13 protein-coding genes and 1 tRNA gene are annotated in these 14,839 nt (G+C 66.6%); 7 read left to right on the top strand and 7 right to left on the bottom strand.

Translation table 11 applies throughout. The features are described from left to right. Positions 1 to 108: 108 nt before the first annotated feature. From rpsA to polA, 4 genes are all read right to left on the bottom strand, one after another. Positions 109 to 1,602 (bottom strand): 30S ribosomal protein S1, encoded by a 1,494-nt coding sequence (gene rpsA, locus B7K24_RS07695; RefSeq protein WP_084129749.1) that lies wholly within the window; start codon positions 1,600 to 1,602, stop codon positions 109 to 111. 150 nt (positions 1,603 to 1,752) lie between these two features. Further along, positions 1,753 to 2,151, bottom strand: coding sequence for an adenylyltransferase/cytidyltransferase family protein (locus B7K24_RS07700; RefSeq protein WP_084129751.1), 399 nt, complete (start codon positions 2,149 to 2,151; stop codon positions 1,753 to 1,755). Positions 2,152 to 2,218: 67 nt separating this feature from the next. After that, positions 2,219 to 3,241 carry a 6-phosphofructokinase gene (locus tag B7K24_RS07705; protein ID WP_084129753.1) on the bottom strand — a complete coding sequence of 341 codons (1,023 nt, stop codon included), beginning with the start codon at positions 3,239 to 3,241 and terminating at the stop codon, positions 2,219 to 2,221. A 13-nt stretch (positions 3,242 to 3,254) separates the two neighbouring features. Next, complete coding sequence (gene polA / locus B7K24_RS07710; protein WP_307182164.1) at positions 3,255 to 5,912, bottom strand: DNA polymerase I; 2,658 nt, start codon at positions 5,910 to 5,912, stop codon at positions 3,255 to 3,257. An 18-nt stretch (positions 5,913 to 5,930) separates the two neighbouring features. Between polA and B7K24_RS07715 the strand changes: the two genes are divergently transcribed. The 5 genes from B7K24_RS07715 (at position 5,931) to B7K24_RS07735 (ending at position 10,070) form a co-directional block, all read left to right on the top strand. Beyond that, positions 5,931 to 6,344, top strand: coding sequence for a PaaI family thioesterase (locus B7K24_RS07715; protein WP_084129757.1), 414 nt, complete (start codon positions 5,931 to 5,933; stop codon positions 6,342 to 6,344). 75 nt (positions 6,345 to 6,419) lie between these two features. Then, positions 6,420 to 7,538: a branched-chain amino acid ABC transporter permease gene (locus B7K24_RS07720; RefSeq protein WP_234986622.1), complete on the top strand. Its 1,119-nt coding sequence runs from the start codon at positions 6,420 to 6,422 to the stop codon at positions 7,536 to 7,538. 3 nt (positions 7,539 to 7,541) lie between these two features. Then, positions 7,542 to 8,516, top strand: a complete 975-nt coding sequence (locus B7K24_RS07725) for a branched-chain amino acid ABC transporter permease (RefSeq protein WP_084129759.1) — start codon at positions 7,542 to 7,544, stop codon at positions 8,514 to 8,516. Continuing rightward, the gene (locus tag B7K24_RS07730; protein WP_084129761.1) at positions 8,509 to 9,345 is read left to right on the top strand and encodes an ABC transporter ATP-binding protein; all 837 of its coding nucleotides are present in this window, start codon (positions 8,509 to 8,511) and stop codon (positions 9,343 to 9,345) included. Before B7K24_RS07725 ends, B7K24_RS07730 begins: the two co-directional genes overlap by 8 nt. Further along, positions 9,342 to 10,070: an ABC transporter ATP-binding protein gene (locus B7K24_RS07735; protein WP_084129763.1), complete on the top strand. Its 729-nt coding sequence runs from the start codon at positions 9,342 to 9,344 to the stop codon at positions 10,068 to 10,070. Before B7K24_RS07730 ends, B7K24_RS07735 begins: the two co-directional genes overlap by 4 nt. 475 nt (positions 10,071 to 10,545) lie before the next feature. Here B7K24_RS07735 and B7K24_RS07740 read toward each other — a convergent pair whose 3' ends face one another. Both B7K24_RS07740 and B7K24_RS07745 read right to left on the bottom strand, forming a co-directional pair. Then, positions 10,546 to 11,829 (bottom strand): ABC transporter substrate-binding protein, encoded by a 1,284-nt coding sequence (locus tag B7K24_RS07740; protein WP_084129764.1) that lies wholly within the window; start codon positions 11,827 to 11,829, stop codon positions 10,546 to 10,548. Between the two features lie 189 nt (positions 11,830 to 12,018). Continuing rightward, a complete protein-coding gene (locus B7K24_RS07745) occupies positions 12,019 to 12,696 on the bottom strand; it encodes a response regulator (protein ID WP_084129765.1) in 678 nt (225 codons plus the stop codon). Between B7K24_RS07745 and B7K24_RS07750 the strand changes: the two genes are divergently transcribed. Together B7K24_RS07750 and B7K24_RS07755 are read left to right on the top strand one after the other, a co-directional pair. Further along, a tRNA-Leu gene (locus B7K24_RS07750) sits at positions 12,669 to 12,745 on the top strand. The two genes, B7K24_RS07745 and B7K24_RS07750, sit on opposite strands and share 28 nt — an antisense overlap. Before the next feature lie 117 nt (positions 12,746 to 12,862). Continuing rightward, a complete protein-coding gene (locus B7K24_RS07755) occupies positions 12,863 to 13,318 on the top strand; it encodes a methylglyoxal synthase (protein WP_084129766.1) in 456 nt (151 codons plus the stop codon). A gap of 91 nt (positions 13,319 to 13,409) precedes the next feature. On the opposite strand, the gene pyk is transcribed toward B7K24_RS07755, so the two are convergent. Beyond that, complete coding sequence (pyk, locus tag B7K24_RS07760) at positions 13,410 to 14,831, bottom strand: pyruvate kinase (protein ID WP_084129767.1); 1,422 nt, start codon at positions 14,829 to 14,831, stop codon at positions 13,410 to 13,412. Positions 14,832 to 14,839 lie beyond the last annotated feature (8 nt).

The raw sequence follows: 14,839 nt of genomic DNA on the forward strand, positions 1-14,839 counted from the left end.
TCTGTCAGGAACCGCCGCGTAGACGCCAACCCAGCCACGCCATCGGCCCTCCCCCGAGAAAGACGAAGGCCCCCGACCGCGGACGGTCGGGGGCCTTCGGGGATCGGCTTAGTTGCCGGTCAGCTTCTCACGCAGAGCGGCGAGACGCTCGTCAGAGGCGAGCGTGCCCGCGTCCGACGACTCGTCGTGCGACGAGTACGACGCACCGGCGTCGCGCTTGCCACCGCGGCGGGGGGCACTGGCACCCGCGGCGGGCTCGGACGTCTCGGCCTCGGCGGCCTGCTCGTCCTGCTTCGCCACGAACTTCTTGTGCGCCTCCCAGCGCTCGTGCGCCTTGGCGTACTCGGCCTCCCAGGCCTCGCGAGCCTCGTCGTAGCCCTCGAGCCACTCCTGGGTCTCGGAGTCGAAGCCCTCGGGGTACTTGTAGTTACCCTGGTCGTCGTACTCGGCGGTCATGCCGTACAGCGCGGGGTCGAAGTCCTCGCCGGCCGGGTCGACACCCTCGTTGGCCTGCTTGATCGACAGCGAGATGCGGCGACGCTCGAGGTCGATGTCGATGATCTTGACGAAGACCTCTTCATCGGCCTGGACGACCTGCTCGGGCAGGTCGACGTGGCGCACGGCGAGCTCGGAGATGTGCACGAGGCCCTCGATGCCGTCGTAGACACGCACGAACGCGCCGAACGGGACGAGCTTGGTGACCTTGCCGGGCACGATCTGGCCGATGGCGTGGGTGCGGGCGTAGACGGCCCACGGGTCCTCCTGCGTCGCCTTCAGCGACAGGGAGACACGCTCGCGGTCCATGTCGATGTCGAGAACCTCGACCTCGACCTCCTGGCCCACCGACACAACCTCGTTGGGGTGGTCGATGTGCTTCCACGACAGCTCCGACACGTGCACGAGGCCGTCGACGCCGCCGAGGTCAACAAACGCACCGAAGTTGACGATCGAGGACACGACACCCTTGCGGACCTGGCCGGGCTGCAGCGCGGTGAGGAACGACGAGCGCACCTCGGACTGGGTCTGCTCGAGGAAGGCACGGCGCGACAGGACCACGTTGTTGCGGTTCTTGTCGAGCTCGATGATCTTCGCCTCGATCTGCTGACCGATGTAGGGGGCGAGGTCGCGCACGCGGCGCATCTCGACGAGCGAGGCGGGAAGGAAGCCGCGCAGGCCGATGTCCACGATGAGGCCGCCCTTGACGACCTCGATCACGGAGCCGGTCACCACGCCGTCCTCGTCCTTGATCTTCTCGATCGAGCCCCAGGCACGCTCGTACTGGGCACGCTTCTTCGAGAGGATCAGGCGACCCTCCTTGTCCTCCTTCTGGAGGACGAGCGCCTCGACGGTGTCGCCGACGTTGACAACCTCGTCGGGGTTGGCGTCGTGGCGGATCGACAGCTCACGCGAGGGAATGACGCCCTCGGTCTTGTAGCCGATGTCGAGCAGGACCTCGTCACGGTCAACCTTGACGATGGTGCCCTCGACGAGGTCGCCGTCGTCAAAGTTCTTGATGGTCGCGTCGACGGCTGCGAGGAAGTCCTCAGCGGAGCCGATGTCGTTGACGGCGATAGGGGTGGACTCGGGGGTGGATACGGACATTAAGGAGTGACTCCGATGGACAATGGATGAGTAGTGGAATTGTTGCTGGCGTCACGCGCGCAGGCGCACGACGCCAACGGACATCCTATCCCCAACTGCCGCCTCAGCACAAAGTGTGCGGCTTGCGGTCGCGGAAACGCACACCCACCGTTAGTTGAGGTCCTCGCGAATGCTCTGAATAATGTCGGTAGTCGACACCTCTGCGGTGCGCGGAAGGTAGACCACCTCGCACAGGTCGCCCCAGTGGTCAAACTTGCCGGCCCAGTCGTCTCCCATGACCAGGACATCGGCCGCGTGATCGGTGATGTACTGCCCCTTGAGTTCGAGCGACTGCTCCACGAAGACCTCATCGACGCACGCGAGCGACTTCACAATCGCGACGCGGTGCTCCTCGCGGTACACGGGGAAGCGACCCTTCTTCGAGAAGTTCAACGCGTCGGAGGACACTCCCACGGTCAGGTGATCACCCATCTCAGCGGCGCGCACGAGCATGTTGACGTGGCCAATGTGAAAGACATCGAAGGTGCCGAAGGTGATCACGCGGGTCATGGCGAACAAGGCTACCGGAGAACGTGACACCCAACCGAAGCGTGGCGAGGCGTGACCCACCCCCGGATTAGAGCCCCCAGGCGGCCTGAAGGAGCTCGTCAGGGACGTACTTGGTCTTGCCAGCCATGACCTCAAACGGCAGCATCTCGACGCTCTCGCCGCGCAGCGCGGTGAAGGTGCCGTAGTTGCCGGCGACGGCCGCGTCGATCGCGGCGATGCCGAAGCGAGTGGCGAGCAGGCGATCGGCGGCGGTGGGGACGCCGCCACGCTGGACGTAGCCAAGCGTCGTCAGACGCGCCTCGAAACCTGTGAGTCGCTCGATCGCACGAGTGACCTGCGAGCCGATCTGGCCCGCGATGGGGTTGCCCTTGGCGTCGAGCGTGTCGTCCGCCTCCCACGCCGAGCCCTCGGCGGGTACGGCACCTTCGGCGACGGCGACGATGGAGAAGTTCTTGTAGCGGTGACGGTGACGCAACTTCTTCGCGATCACCTCGATATCGAAGGGCGATTCAGGAGCGAGGATGATGTCGGCGCCGCCCGCGATGCCGGCGGTGACGGAGATCCACCCGCAGTGGCGGCCCATGAGCTCGACGACCATCACGCGGTTGTGCGACTCCGCGGTGGAGTGCAGGCGGTCAATCGCCTCGGTCGCGATGGTGACGGCCGTGTCGAAGCCGATCGAGGAGTCGGTGCCCACGACGTCGTTATCAATGGTCTTGGGGATGCCGATGACCGGCACTCCGGCCTTCGCCTGCACCTTGGACGCGGCGCGCAGCGTGCCGTCGCCGCCGATGCAGATCAGCGCATCGATCTTCTCGTCCTCGACGGTCTGAGCAACGGCCTCGAGCCCGCCCTCGACCTTGTGAGGGTGGCACCGGGCCGTGCCCAGCATCGTGCCGCCGTGAACGAGAATGCCGCTCACGTCGTCCCTGGTCAGTGGCACGGCGTCGCCGTCGATGACGCCCTGCCACCCGTTGTGGAAGCCCACAATCGAGCAACCGTGCTCGGACGTGCCGCGCTTGACGACGGCACGAATGGCAGCGTTCAGGCCGGGGCAGTCTCCCCCGCCCGTCAGGATTCCGATCCTCATGCCCACACCCTATCTAGTGGCCTGCGGTGCGCCAGTTCGACCCACGTCCTACATTCACGTCCAAAGGAACTGATAGATCGGCCGCGCCGTGCATCTGTTCCACAAGAATCTGCTCGATCGCGTCCTCCTCGCCGGGCGCTACCTCGATCACCAACTCGTCGTGCACCTGGAGAAGTTGGCGGGACTTCAGCCCACCGGCGGCGAGCGCCTCATCGACACCCAGCATCGCCTTCTTGATGATGTCCGCCGCGGAGCCCTGGATCGGGGCATTGAGCGCGACACGCTCGGCAATGTCGCGACGCTGGCGGTTGGTGGATGTGAGGTCCGGGATGTAGCGCCTGCGCCCCATGATGGTCTCGGTGTACCCCACCTGACGGGCCTGCTCGACGACGGAGTGAAGATAGTCGCGTACCCCGCCGAAACGCGCAAAATAGTCGTCCATCAGCTTCTGCGCCTCACCGACTGGCAACGAGAGTTGGCGCGCCAGCCCGAAGGACGACAATCCATACGCGAGGCCGTAGCTCATGGCCTTCACCTTCGAGCGCATCTCCGACGAAACGTCAGCAGGCTCCACGCCGAAGACGCGGGCTCCCACGAACCGGTGGAGGTCCTCACCCGCCCTGAAGGCTTCGATGAGCCCCTCGTCGCCCGACAGGTGGGCCATGATGCGCATCTCGATCTGGCTGTAATCCGCCGTCAGCAGGGTCGCGTACCCGTCGCCCACCACGAACGCCTCGCGGATGCGGTGGCCCTCCTCCGTGCGGATCGGGATGTTCTGCAGGTTGGGATCCTTCGAGCTGAGCCGCCCGGTGGACGCCACCACCTGGGAGAACGTGGTGTGGATGCGGCCATCGGCGCGCACCGCCTGCGCAAGCGTCTCGATAATCTGGCCCAGCTTCGACGCGTCGCGGTGCGCTAGCAGCGCCTCCAGGAAGGGATGCGGGTTCTTCGCCTGAAGATCCGCAAGAGACGACGCGTCGGTCGAGTAGCCGGTCTTGATCTTCTTCGTCTTGGGCATCCCGAGGCGCTCGAACAGCACCTCCTGAAGCTGCTTGGGGCTTCCCAGGTTGACCTGATCGCCGCCGATGGACGCGTAGGCGGCCTGGGCGGCGGCATCGGCCCTCTGCGCGGCGGCGTCACGGCGCTGGCCCATCGCCTCGCCGTCGACAGCCATACCCGCATGTTCCATGTGCGCGAGGACCGTGACGAGAGGAATTTCGAGGTCACGGTACAGGTCGGCCATGCCACGCCTGTCGACCTCCGCGTGAAGTTCGGCGGCCAGCGCGAGCACGTGCGCGGCCGACTGACCGGCAGCCTGCGCGGCCGAGGACCCGAGCCCGAGGTCCAACTCCCCCGTCGCGCCGCCGCCGGTCAGAGCAATCCCGAGGTAGCGCTGCAGCACCGACTCGAGATCGAAGCCGCGCTGGTCGGCGTTGACGAGGAACGCCGCGATCTGCGTGTCGCCGGCGATGCCCGCCAGCGTCATGGATCGCGCCTGGAGTGCGTGCCACGCGTACTTGGCCGCGTGCGCGACGACGGCCACGTCGGGGTTCTCGAGCCACGCGGCCAGCGCGCGCTCGTCGTCGCCCGATAGGTCGCTGAGGTCGATCCCCCAGGCCCGGTCTCCCTGGGCCACTCCGAGCGCCCACGCGTCGGCATCGGGCCCGATGCGCCCGTCGACGTGGATGACGACCTCACCCGTGAGGGCGGTCACCTGGGCGAGGGCGCCGTCGGTCGTCACCTCAACCTCAGCGGGCTCCTCGGGGGCGGTCTCGGTGGAGTCGCCCACGACGAGCGGCATCAACCGCTCGCGCAGCGTGCGGAACTGCAGCGCATCGCACACCTGGTGGACGGCCGCAGCATCGGCGCCTTCATACTCAAGCGAGTCGAGCGCGACCTCAACCTCGAGATCGTCGAGCAGGCGGTTGAGGCGTCGGTTGGTGCGGACCTGATCGAGGTGGTCGCGCAGGCTCTGCCCAGCCTTGCCGGGAACATCGTCGGCCTTGTCGAGGATGCCCTCGAGCCCTCCATACGCGTTGATCCACTTCGCCGCGGTCTTGGGCCCCACGCCGGGCACGCCCGGGAGGTTGTCGCTCGTCTCTCCCACGAGGGCTGCCAACTCGGGGTACTGGTGAGGCGCGACGCCGTATTTCTCTGCCACGGCATCGGGCGTGAAGAATACGAGGTCCGATACGCCCTTGCGCGGGTACAGGAGTGTGACGTCGTCGGTCACTAATTGGATGGTGTCGCGGTCACCCGAGACAACCAACACGCGCATGCCGGCCTCGCGGCCCTGCCGCGCGTATGTCGCGAGGAGGTCGTCGGCCTCGTAGCGTTCCTTGTCGACCGCGGTAATGCGCAGCGCGTCGAGCATCTCTCGGATCAGCGGCACCTGCGGCTCGAATTCGGGGGGCGTGGCGTCGCGGGTGCCCTTGTAGGACGGCAGCTTCTCGGTACGGAAGGTGCCCCCGGGAAGGTCGAAGGCCACGGCCACGTGGGTGGGTCGATGCTCCTTCATGAGCGTCGCGAGCATGGTCGTGAAGCCGTACACCGCGTTCGTCGGGACACCGGTCTCGGTCGCGAAATTTTCGACGGGCAGGCCGAAAAATGCCCGGAATGCCATAGAAAGGCCGTCAATCAGCAGCAGCGTTGGTCGTGTTTCATCGCTCACTATGCAAACCTATACGCCATGACCGACAACGACGCGGCCAGCGATCGGCAGTTCGCCGACGACACGCTCATTTCCCGGATGGGCATGTCCATCGTGTCCGCCACCGCCGAACGCGTCGAGGGGACGATGCCCGTCGAGGGCAACCGCCAACCGTATGGGCTGCTGCATGGAGGCGCGTCCGCCGCGCTCGCCGAGACGCTCGGCTCCATCGCCGCCATGCATCACGCGGGCCCCGACCACATCGCCGTCGGTATCGAGCTCAGCATCTCCCACCACCGCTCCGCAAAGACGGGACTGGTGACGGGTGTTGCAGAGGCGGTCCACCTGGGCCGCACCGTGGCGACGTACGCCGTGCGCATCGAGGACGAAACGGGACGGCTCTTGGCCACCTCCCGCCTCACATGCGCCATTCGAAGCAGACCCGCCACATAGGCGAAACATTCGGGGCGTACGTTGAGCCGCAATCCAACCTGGAGGGGACCCTTGACGAACAGAGTCGATCGACGCGTGCTTCTACGCGCGCTCGTCGTCCTCGTCGTGGCCGCCGCCGCCTTTGTTGTGCTGACTGCGATGGGCTCACCCGCCCTCGCCGCCGGCACGGACACCGCCGTCACACACGCCGTGGCGGGTTCGGGTGAGGCAGCAGCGCATGCGACGCAGGCCGGCACCATCATCCACGCCGAGGCCGCAGCGCCCGCAGAACCAGGAGACAACCGTGTCGTGCAACAGCTCGTCAACGGACTCGTCTTCGGCCTCCTGCTCGCGCTAGCTTCCGTGGGGCTATCGCTGATCTACGGCACCACGGGCCTGAGCAATTTTGCCCACGGCGAGCAGGTCTCGCTCGGCGCGCTGCTGTGCTTCTTCTTCACCACGCCTCAGCCCGTGTCGCTACCCCTGCTGCCGTTCGAGTTCACCATCGGGCTACCGCTCTTCCCCGCGGCCATCGCGGCGATCGCGGTCGCCGCCGGTACCGGGTGGCTACAGGACAAGTTCCTGTGGTCGCCGCTGCGCCGCCGGCGAGTGTCGATCGTCCAGCAGATGATCGTCTCGATCGGTCTGTCACTCGCGATGCTGAACTTCATCCAGTGGTGGTTCGGCGCGGAACGCCAGCGCCTCACGACCTCGATCGATGAGCGCATCGACATGGGGCTCTTCTCGATCGGCATCAGCACCCTGTGGTCCGTCGCGATCTCCCTGGTGTGCCTGGGAGGCGTCGCCTACTTCCTCATGCGCACCCGTACCGGCCGTGCGACCCGCGCGGTGTCGGACAACCCGGCACTCGCATCGGCCTCCGGTATTCGTGTCGACAAGGTCGTCCGCCTCGTGTGGATGATGGCGACCGGACTCGCGGCCGTCGGCGGTATTTTGCTGGCGTTGTACGACAACGCCGCGGCCTTCGATGTCGGCGCCCGCCTCCTGCTGCTGATGTTCGCGGCCGTCACGCTGGGCGGACTCGGCCACCCCTTCGGCGCATTGGTCGGATCCCTGGTCATCGGTGTCGCCGTGGAAATGTCGACGCTCTGGGTCGGCACCGACCTCAAGTATGCGGTCGCCCTCGGCATCCTCATTCTGGTGCTGCTGGTTCGCCCGCAAGGCATCCTCGGTCGAGCGGAAAGGGTCGGTTAAGTCATGAATCTGCTTCTCGACTCCATCAACGAGCTCTTCGCGCCCGCGACGGCGGCTTTCGCCCTCGCCGCGATTGGCCTCAACTTCCACTTTGGCCTGACCGGCCTGCTCAACATGGGCCACGCCGGCTTCATGCTGCTGGGCATGTACGGGTACGCCATCTCGACGTCGCGCGGAGCGCCCATCTGGCTCGCCCTCGTCATCGCGATCGTCGTCGCCGCTCTGTTCGGGTTGCTCCTGGGTTGGCCGACGCTGAAGCTCCGCGGCGACTATCTCGCGATCGCCACCATTTCCGCGGCCGAGTTGGTGCGCTACCTCGGACGATCCAACACCCTGCAGTCGCTGACCGGCGGGTCGACGGGTATTCGAGGCAACGACTTCAAGTTCACCTTCGAAGAACTCAGCCCACTTCCGGACGAGAACATCACGTTCCTGTTCTGGACGCGCCACGGCTCGCTGTCGTCGTCGTGGTGGCTCGTCATCGTCGCGTGGGTCGCGGTCGCGCTCTTCGCACTGCTGTACTGGCAGCTCGCTCGTAGCCCCTGGGGCCGTGTCCTCAAGGGCATCCGCGAGGACGAGGACGCCGTGCGTGCACTCGGCAAGAACGTCTACTCGTACAAGATGCAGGCCCTCGTCCTCGGTGGCGTCATCGGCGCGCTCGGCGGCGTGCTGTGGGCCCTCGGCGGCTCGGTGCAACCCGACTCCATGGGTCGCCCGACGACGTTCTGGATCTGGACCCTGCTGCTGCTCGGTGGCGCGGCGACGGTCTTGGGACCCATCGTGGGTTCCATGATCTTCTGGATGTCGCTGGTCCTCATCAAGGGCCTCGCATCGGCGTTCATCCCGTCCTCCGTGCTGTCGCCCGTCGAGATCGAACCGTTCTCGCTCGTACTCGTCGGCATCACCCTGATGTGCCTGGTGATCTTCCGACCACAGGGAATCCTCGGCAACAAGAGGGAGCTGGCTTTCAATGACTGACGCATTCGCCTCCGTGCCCCACGAGCCTGGAGCACCGAAGCCCGATCCCATCGTCACCGCGAAGAACGTGCACCGGCACTTCGGCGGCCTCACCGCCGTCGACGTCGAGCACTTCGAGGTGCAACGCCACCAGATCACCGCGTTGATCGGCCCCAACGGTGCCGGCAAGTCCACGTTCTTCAACCTGCTGACGGGCTTCGACAAGCCGCAGACGGGTGAGTGGATGTTCAACGGCCACTCGCTCGTGGGCACCTCACCCGCCAAGATCGCGCGTGCCGGCAAGGTGCGTACCTTCCAGCTCACCAAGGCGCTCAACCGTATGACGGTGCTGGAGAACATGCGACTGGGCGCGGCCCAGCAATCCGGTGAGAACTTCTTCCGCGCACTCGTGCCAGGAACGTGGAAGAAGCAAGAGTCCGAGATCACCGACAAGGCCGAGGTTCTCCTCAAGCGCTTCAAGCTGTGGGAGAAGCGCGACGACTACGCCGGCTCGCTCTCGGGCGGCCAGCGCAAGCTGCTGGAGATGGCGCGCGCGCTCATGTCGGACCCCGAGATGATCATGCTCGACGAGCCGATGGCTGGCGTGAACCCCGCGCTCACCGAGTCCCTGCTCGACCACATCGTCGAGCTCAAGGACGAGGGCAAGACCATCCTCTTCGTCGAGCACGATATGCACATGGTGCGCCGCATCTCGGACTGGGTGGTGGTCATGGCCGAGGGCAAGATCATCGCCGAGGGCCCGCCGCAGACCGTCATGTCCAACCCCGCCGTGCAGGACGCCTACCTGGGCGCCCACCACGACACCGATCTCTCGGAGGACGCCTCATGAGCGACGCCCCCGTCATCGTCCACGCCGACGACCTCTACGCCGGATATCTGCCCGGCATCGACATCCTCAACGGCTGCTCCATGGAGGTCCGTGAGGGTGAGCTCATCGGCATCATCGGCCCCAACGGCGCTGGTAAGTCGACGTTCCTCAAGTCGCTGTTCGGCCTCGTCCCCATTCGCGCGGGGTCGGTCAAGCTCGGCGACGAGGACATCACCAACATGCGCGCGGACGAGCTGGTCCAACGCGGCATCGGGTTCGTGCCCCAGAACAACAACGTGTTCCCCTCGCTCACCGTGATGGAGAACATGGAGATGGGCACCTATCAGAATCCGAAGGCGTTCAAGGCGGCGTGGTCGCGGATCGGGGACCTGTTCCCCAAGCTCGTGGACCGCAAGAACCAACGTGCGGGATCGCTGTCCGGCGGTGAGCGTCAGATGGTCGCGATGGGCCGTGCGCTCATGATGGACCCGAAGGTGCTGCTCCTCGACGAACCCTCCGCGGGTCTGTCGCCCGACCGTCAGGACGAGACCTTCGTGCGCACGCGCGAGATCAACAAGACCGGCGTCACGGTCATCATGGTCGAGCAGAACGCCCGCCGCTGCCTGCAGATCTGCCACCGCGGCTACGTGCTCGACCAGGGCACGACCGCGTACACGGCAAGCGGTCAGGAGCTCCTGAAGGACCCCAAGGTCATCGAGCTCTACCTGGGCACGCTCGGGGCGTAACTCCCCCGTCGCTGTCTCCACTGCGCCCCGTCGGCTTGGCCGGCGGGGCGCTGTGCTGCGCGTGGGCGGGTGGGGCCTGGGGCAGGGCCGGCGGGGTCGGGATGTGTTGGCGGTCCAGCCCGACAAGTCGCGCTGGGCCGGGCTCGAGAGCCGATATCTGCACACGCGCCCGTCATACGCAGGAATGACGGGCGGGACGGCGTGCGGTGGCACGCGCGTGGCCGGTCGGCGTGCGGTGGCACGCGCGTGGCCGGTCGGATGGCCGATACCGCGGCAGCGGTCGTATCCACGCATCGACCGCGTGGAAAGCCGGCTGAGCGCCCCTATGCGGGCAATCAGCCCAGTGACCGCGCCCCGCCTCGCGCGCGTGCGGCCGATGTCCCGGCTGGGTCGCCCACCACGACGCGGCAGATACACGAAGAGGGCCCCGGCCGAAGCCGGGGCCCTCCCCTAGTGCTGTGCTAGATCACGAGGATCAGGAGGCGGGAACCTCACCGAAGACCTCGGAGACCCAGTTCTGCACGTTGTTCTCGTCGTACTGGTAGACACCGACGTACGCGGCCGAGGGGTCGTTGGCGTCGTTGAACGGGCCCACGCCGGAGACGGCCTGGTAGTTGATCTCTTCGCCAGCCTCGAGCAGCTCGGCGCACTCGGCGAAGCCGGTGCACTCGGTGCCGCCAGTGGCGCCCGACACGGCCGCCATCGACGACTGGATCGAGGGACCGTCCGTGGCACCAGCGTGGACCGCGGCGAGCGCGACCAGCATGGTGGCGTCGTAGGACTCGGGACCGTAGGCGAGCGAGTCGAGCGTCTCGCCATAGGCCTCCTCGAGGCGCGTGGCGAACTCGTCCGAGGCCTGAGCACCGGGGATGGTGCCCTGAGCACCCTCGATGGCGCCCGGGTCAAGGTCGGCCGAGTAGTCGGCGGTGTTACCGTCCGTCATGTACAGCGTGGCGGGGTCCATGCCAGCGGCCAGCAGCTCGGGAAGGATCTGCTTGGTCTGGTCGAACGCGATCACCACGAGCGCGTCGGGGTCGGTCGCCATGACGGCCTCGACCTCGGCCGAGAAGTTCGTGGCGGCCGGGTCGAACTCCTCGCCCGGGTTACCGTACGTGATGGTGCCGCCGGCCTCTTCGACCGTCGACTTGATGACGTCGCGCAGACCGGTGCCGTAGTCCTCGTTGAACACGAGGATGCCGACGTTGGTGTGGCCGTCGTCGAGGATGAGGTTGGCGAGCGCGTTGCCCTGCACGGAGTCCGGCGGAGCAGTGCGGAAGAAGAAGTCGTTATAGCCCGACAGCGACGTCGCGGTGTTCGCGGGCGAGACCTGAACGACCTCGGCCGCCATCACGTCGTCGATGAAGTTCAGCGTCACGGCCGACGAGGCCGCGCCGATGATCGCGGAGACGCCGTTCGAGATCAGGCCGGAGGCCGTCTGCGGGGCGATCTGCGCCTGCTGCGTGTCGGACGAGTCGCCGTGCTCCACCTCGACGTCGGCGCCGAGCACACCGCCGGCCTCGTTGATCTCCTGGATCGCGAGGTCAACGCCGGCAACCTCGGGCGGGCCGAGGAAGGCGAGCGAACCGGTCAGCGGCAGCACCGTGCCGATCTTCAGAGCTTCGGTCGAACCGGTGGCCTCGGTGCCGCCCGTGGCCGACTCGGAGCTCTCGGGCTCAGCGTCGGTCGAGCAGGCCGCGAGGGCCAGCGAAGCGGCGGCCGCAAAGGCCGCGCCCCGCGCGATGGTGTTCCATCGTGCCATGTTGTGTTCCCTCCACACTGACATTGCTTGTCAGCCTTGTCGCCCCAAGGACGGTCCCTGGCGGCGATGGGTTCACGTTACCGACCATTCATTTCCAGTGGGGGTCCTGATCATCACGATTCTGTGACCTGGCAGATATGCAAAAGGCGCGTGTCGACCGTATCGACACGCGCCTTGGGGCGAATGATCCTACTTTCCGCCCATTTGCTCGATGACGGCCTCCGCGACCTCCTTCATCGTAAGGCGGCGGTCCATCGACGTCTTCTGGATCCAGCGGAACGACTCGGGCTCGTTGAGCTTCATCTTCTCCATCAGCAGGCCCTTGGCGCGCTCGACCTTCTTGCGGGTCTCCATGCGCTCGTTGATGTCCGCGATCTCCGACTCGAGGGCGCGGATCTCCGAGAACCGCGACGCGGCGATCTCGACGGCGGGCAGCAGGTCGGCCGGCGTGAACGGCTTGACGACGTAGGCCATGGCACCGGCGTCGCGGGCGCGCTCGACGAGTTCGGTCTGCGAGAACGCCGTCAGCAGCACGACGGGAGCGACACGCTCGGCGGCGATCTGCTCGGCGGCGGTGATGCCGTCCATGACGGGCATCTTGATGTCCATGACGACGACGTCGGGCTTGTGCTCCTTGGCCAGCGCGACGCCCTCCTCACCGTTGGCGCCCTCACCGACCACGTCGTAGCCGCCCTCGCGGAGCGTCTCGACGATGTCCATACGGATCAGGGCCTCGTCCTCGGCAACGACGGCGCGGCGCTTCCTCGCTCCGCTCGTGGGGGCGACGGTCTCGGGTGTGTTCTTGGCTTCGGTCACAGGCGCTAGCCTAGTCTCCGGACGCCCCGATAGCCCAACTGGCAGAGGCATACGGCTCAAACCCGTACCAGTGTGGGTTCGAATCCCACTCGGGGCACCAGAGAACGGCATCGGCCCTGGTGAGAGCAATCGCTTTCCCAGGGCCGATGCTGTGTTGGGGGCCCATCCTCGGGTCGCCGCCTGCGATACTCGTCGGAGAATCGAAGGAGGTTGACCGATGGCACGCATCGCCTCGCGACACATTGCGCTCGTCGCGCACGACAACAAGAAGGTCGAACTACTCGAGTGGGCGAGCTTCAACAAGGGCTCCCTCGCGCCGCATCATCTGTATGCGACGGGGACCACCGGCACGCTGCTTGAATACGAGCTGGGTCTGCCCGTTCACCGCTTCCTGTCCGGCCCGGTCGGCGGTGACCAGCAGATTGGCGCCAAGATCGCGGAGGGCGGCATCGACATGCTGGTGTTCCTGTGGGATCCGCTGGAGGCCCAGCCCCACGATCCCGACGTGAAGGCACTGCTGCGCCTGGGAGCCGTGTGGAACATCCCCATGGCCTCGAATATCGCCACCGCGGACTTCCTGATCTCCTCTCCCCTGTTCCGCGAGGATTACCAGAGAGCGAAGCCCACCCTGCCCGACCGCGACGCCGCCACCTTCGCCCCCCAGCGCGACTAAGCCACGGCATCGGCCGTCCGCGCGGCCGACGACGGCGAAGGGCCCGCCACACCTGACGGTGTGGCGGGCCCTGTGCGTCGGGTCCGGGGCGTTAGCCGCGCACCTGACCGATCTTGTGCACGAACACCGAGTTGGTGGTGCCGGGGATGCCCACCGGGGTACCGGAGACGACCACCACGTAGTCGCCGTCCTCCACCAGACCATCGGCCTTCAGCGCGGCGTCGACCATGTTGACCATGTCATCCGCCGTCTCGGCGCGGTCCACGACGCGCGCGTTCACGCCCCACGTCAGCGCGAGGCGCTTCTGAGTCTTGGGGTCGGGGGTGAAGGCGAGCATCGGCACCGACGGGCGCAGGCGGGCCATACGGACCGCCGAGTCGCCGGACTGCGTGAAGGTGACGATGTACTTGATGTCCAGGACGTCGGCGATCTCGGCCGCCGCGTGGGTCACGGCGCCACCACGCGTCTTGGGGGTGGTGAGGAAGGGCGCGATGCGCGAGTACCCCTTCTCCTCCGTGTTGCGCACGATGCGGGCCATGGTCTCGACGGTGACAATCGGGAAGTCACCGACCGAGGTCTCGCCCGAAAGCATCACCGCGTCGGTGCCGTCGAGGATGGCGTTGGCGCAGTCCGAGGTCTCGGCGCGGGTCGGCACCGGCGAGTGGGTCATCGACTCGAGCACCTGGGTGGCGACGATGACGGGCTTCGCGTAGGCGCGGCACAGCTCGATGGCACGCTTCTGAACGAGCGGCACCTCTTCGAGCGGCAGCTCCACACCAAGGTCACCACGGGCGACCATGATGCCGTCGAACGCGTCGACGATCTCCTCGAGGTTGTCGACGGCCTGAGGCTTCTCGACCTTGGCGACGACGGGAAGGGTGATGCCCTCCTCGGCCATGATGCGGGCGACGTCCTCGTAGTCCTTGGCGGATCGCACGAACGACAGCGCGATGAAGTCCGCGCCGATGTTGAGGCCCCAGCGCAGGTCGTCCTCGTCCTTCTCGGACAGCGCGGGCACCGAGACGGACACACCGGGCAGGTTGATGCCCTTGTTGTTCGACACGGGGCCGGGAACGACGACCTTGGTGACGACGTCGGTGCCGTCGACCACGTCGGTGACCTCGAGGCGAACCTTGCCGTCGTCGATCAGCAGCGTGTCGCCGGGCGAGCAGTCACCGGGCAGGCCCTTGAAGGTGGTGCCGCAAATGTCCTTGGTGCCCTCGACGTCGCGCGTCGTGATGGTGAACACGTCACCCACGGCAAGCTCGTGGGGGCCGTTCGCGAACTTCTCGAGACGGATCTTGGGGCCCTGCAGGTCCACCAGCACCGCCACGTTCCGCCCGGCCTCCTGGGCCGCCTGGCGGACGTTGTTGTACACCGCCTCGTGCTCCTCGGTCGAGCCGTGCGAGCGGTTGATACGGGCAACGTCCATGCCCGCGTTCACCAGCTCGCGCATCCGCTCGATCGGCGCGGTGGCCGGCCCGATGGTGCAGACGATCTTCGCTTTACGCATGTTCTCCA

It is taken from the genome of Demequina sp. NBRC 110055 (genome assembly GCF_002090135.1).
Taxonomy (GTDB): Bacteria; Actinomycetota; Actinomycetes; order Actinomycetales; family Demequinaceae; genus Demequina.

What these genes read in the sequence shown, in the direction of transcription:
- rpsA (WP_084129749.1), bottom strand. Translation starts at nt 1,602, where the DNA reads ATGTCCGTATCCACCCCCGAGTCCACCCCTATCGCCGTCAACGACATC.
- B7K24_RS07700 (WP_084129751.1), bottom strand. Translation starts at nt 2,151, where the DNA reads ATGACCCGCGTGATCACCTTCGGCACCTTCGATGTCTTTCACATTGGC.
- B7K24_RS07705 (WP_084129753.1), bottom strand. Translation starts at nt 3,241, where the DNA reads ATGAGGATCGGAATCCTGACGGGCGGGGGAGACTGCCCCGGCCTGAAC.
- B7K24_RS07715 (WP_084129757.1), top strand. Translation starts at nt 5,931, where the DNA reads ATGACCGACAACGACGCGGCCAGCGATCGGCAGTTCGCCGACGACACG.
- B7K24_RS07725 (WP_084129759.1), top strand. Translation starts at nt 7,542, where the DNA reads ATGAATCTGCTTCTCGACTCCATCAACGAGCTCTTCGCGCCCGCGACG.
- B7K24_RS07730 (WP_084129761.1), top strand. Translation starts at nt 8,509, where the DNA reads ATGACTGACGCATTCGCCTCCGTGCCCCACGAGCCTGGAGCACCGAAG.
- B7K24_RS07735 (WP_084129763.1), top strand. Translation starts at nt 9,342, where the DNA reads ATGAGCGACGCCCCCGTCATCGTCCACGCCGACGACCTCTACGCCGGA.
- B7K24_RS07740 (WP_084129764.1), bottom strand. Translation starts at nt 11,829, where the DNA reads ATGGCACGATGGAACACCATCGCGCGGGGCGCGGCCTTTGCGGCCGCC.
- B7K24_RS07745 (WP_084129765.1), bottom strand. Translation starts at nt 12,696, where the DNA reads ATGCCTCTGCCAGTTGGGCTATCGGGGCGTCCGGAGACTAGGCTAGCG.
- B7K24_RS07755 (WP_084129766.1), top strand. Translation starts at nt 12,863, where the DNA reads ATGGCACGCATCGCCTCGCGACACATTGCGCTCGTCGCGCACGACAAC.
- pyk (WP_084129767.1), bottom strand. Translation starts at nt 14,831, where the DNA reads ATGCGTAAAGCGAAGATCGTCTGCACCATCGGGCCGGCCACCGCGCCG.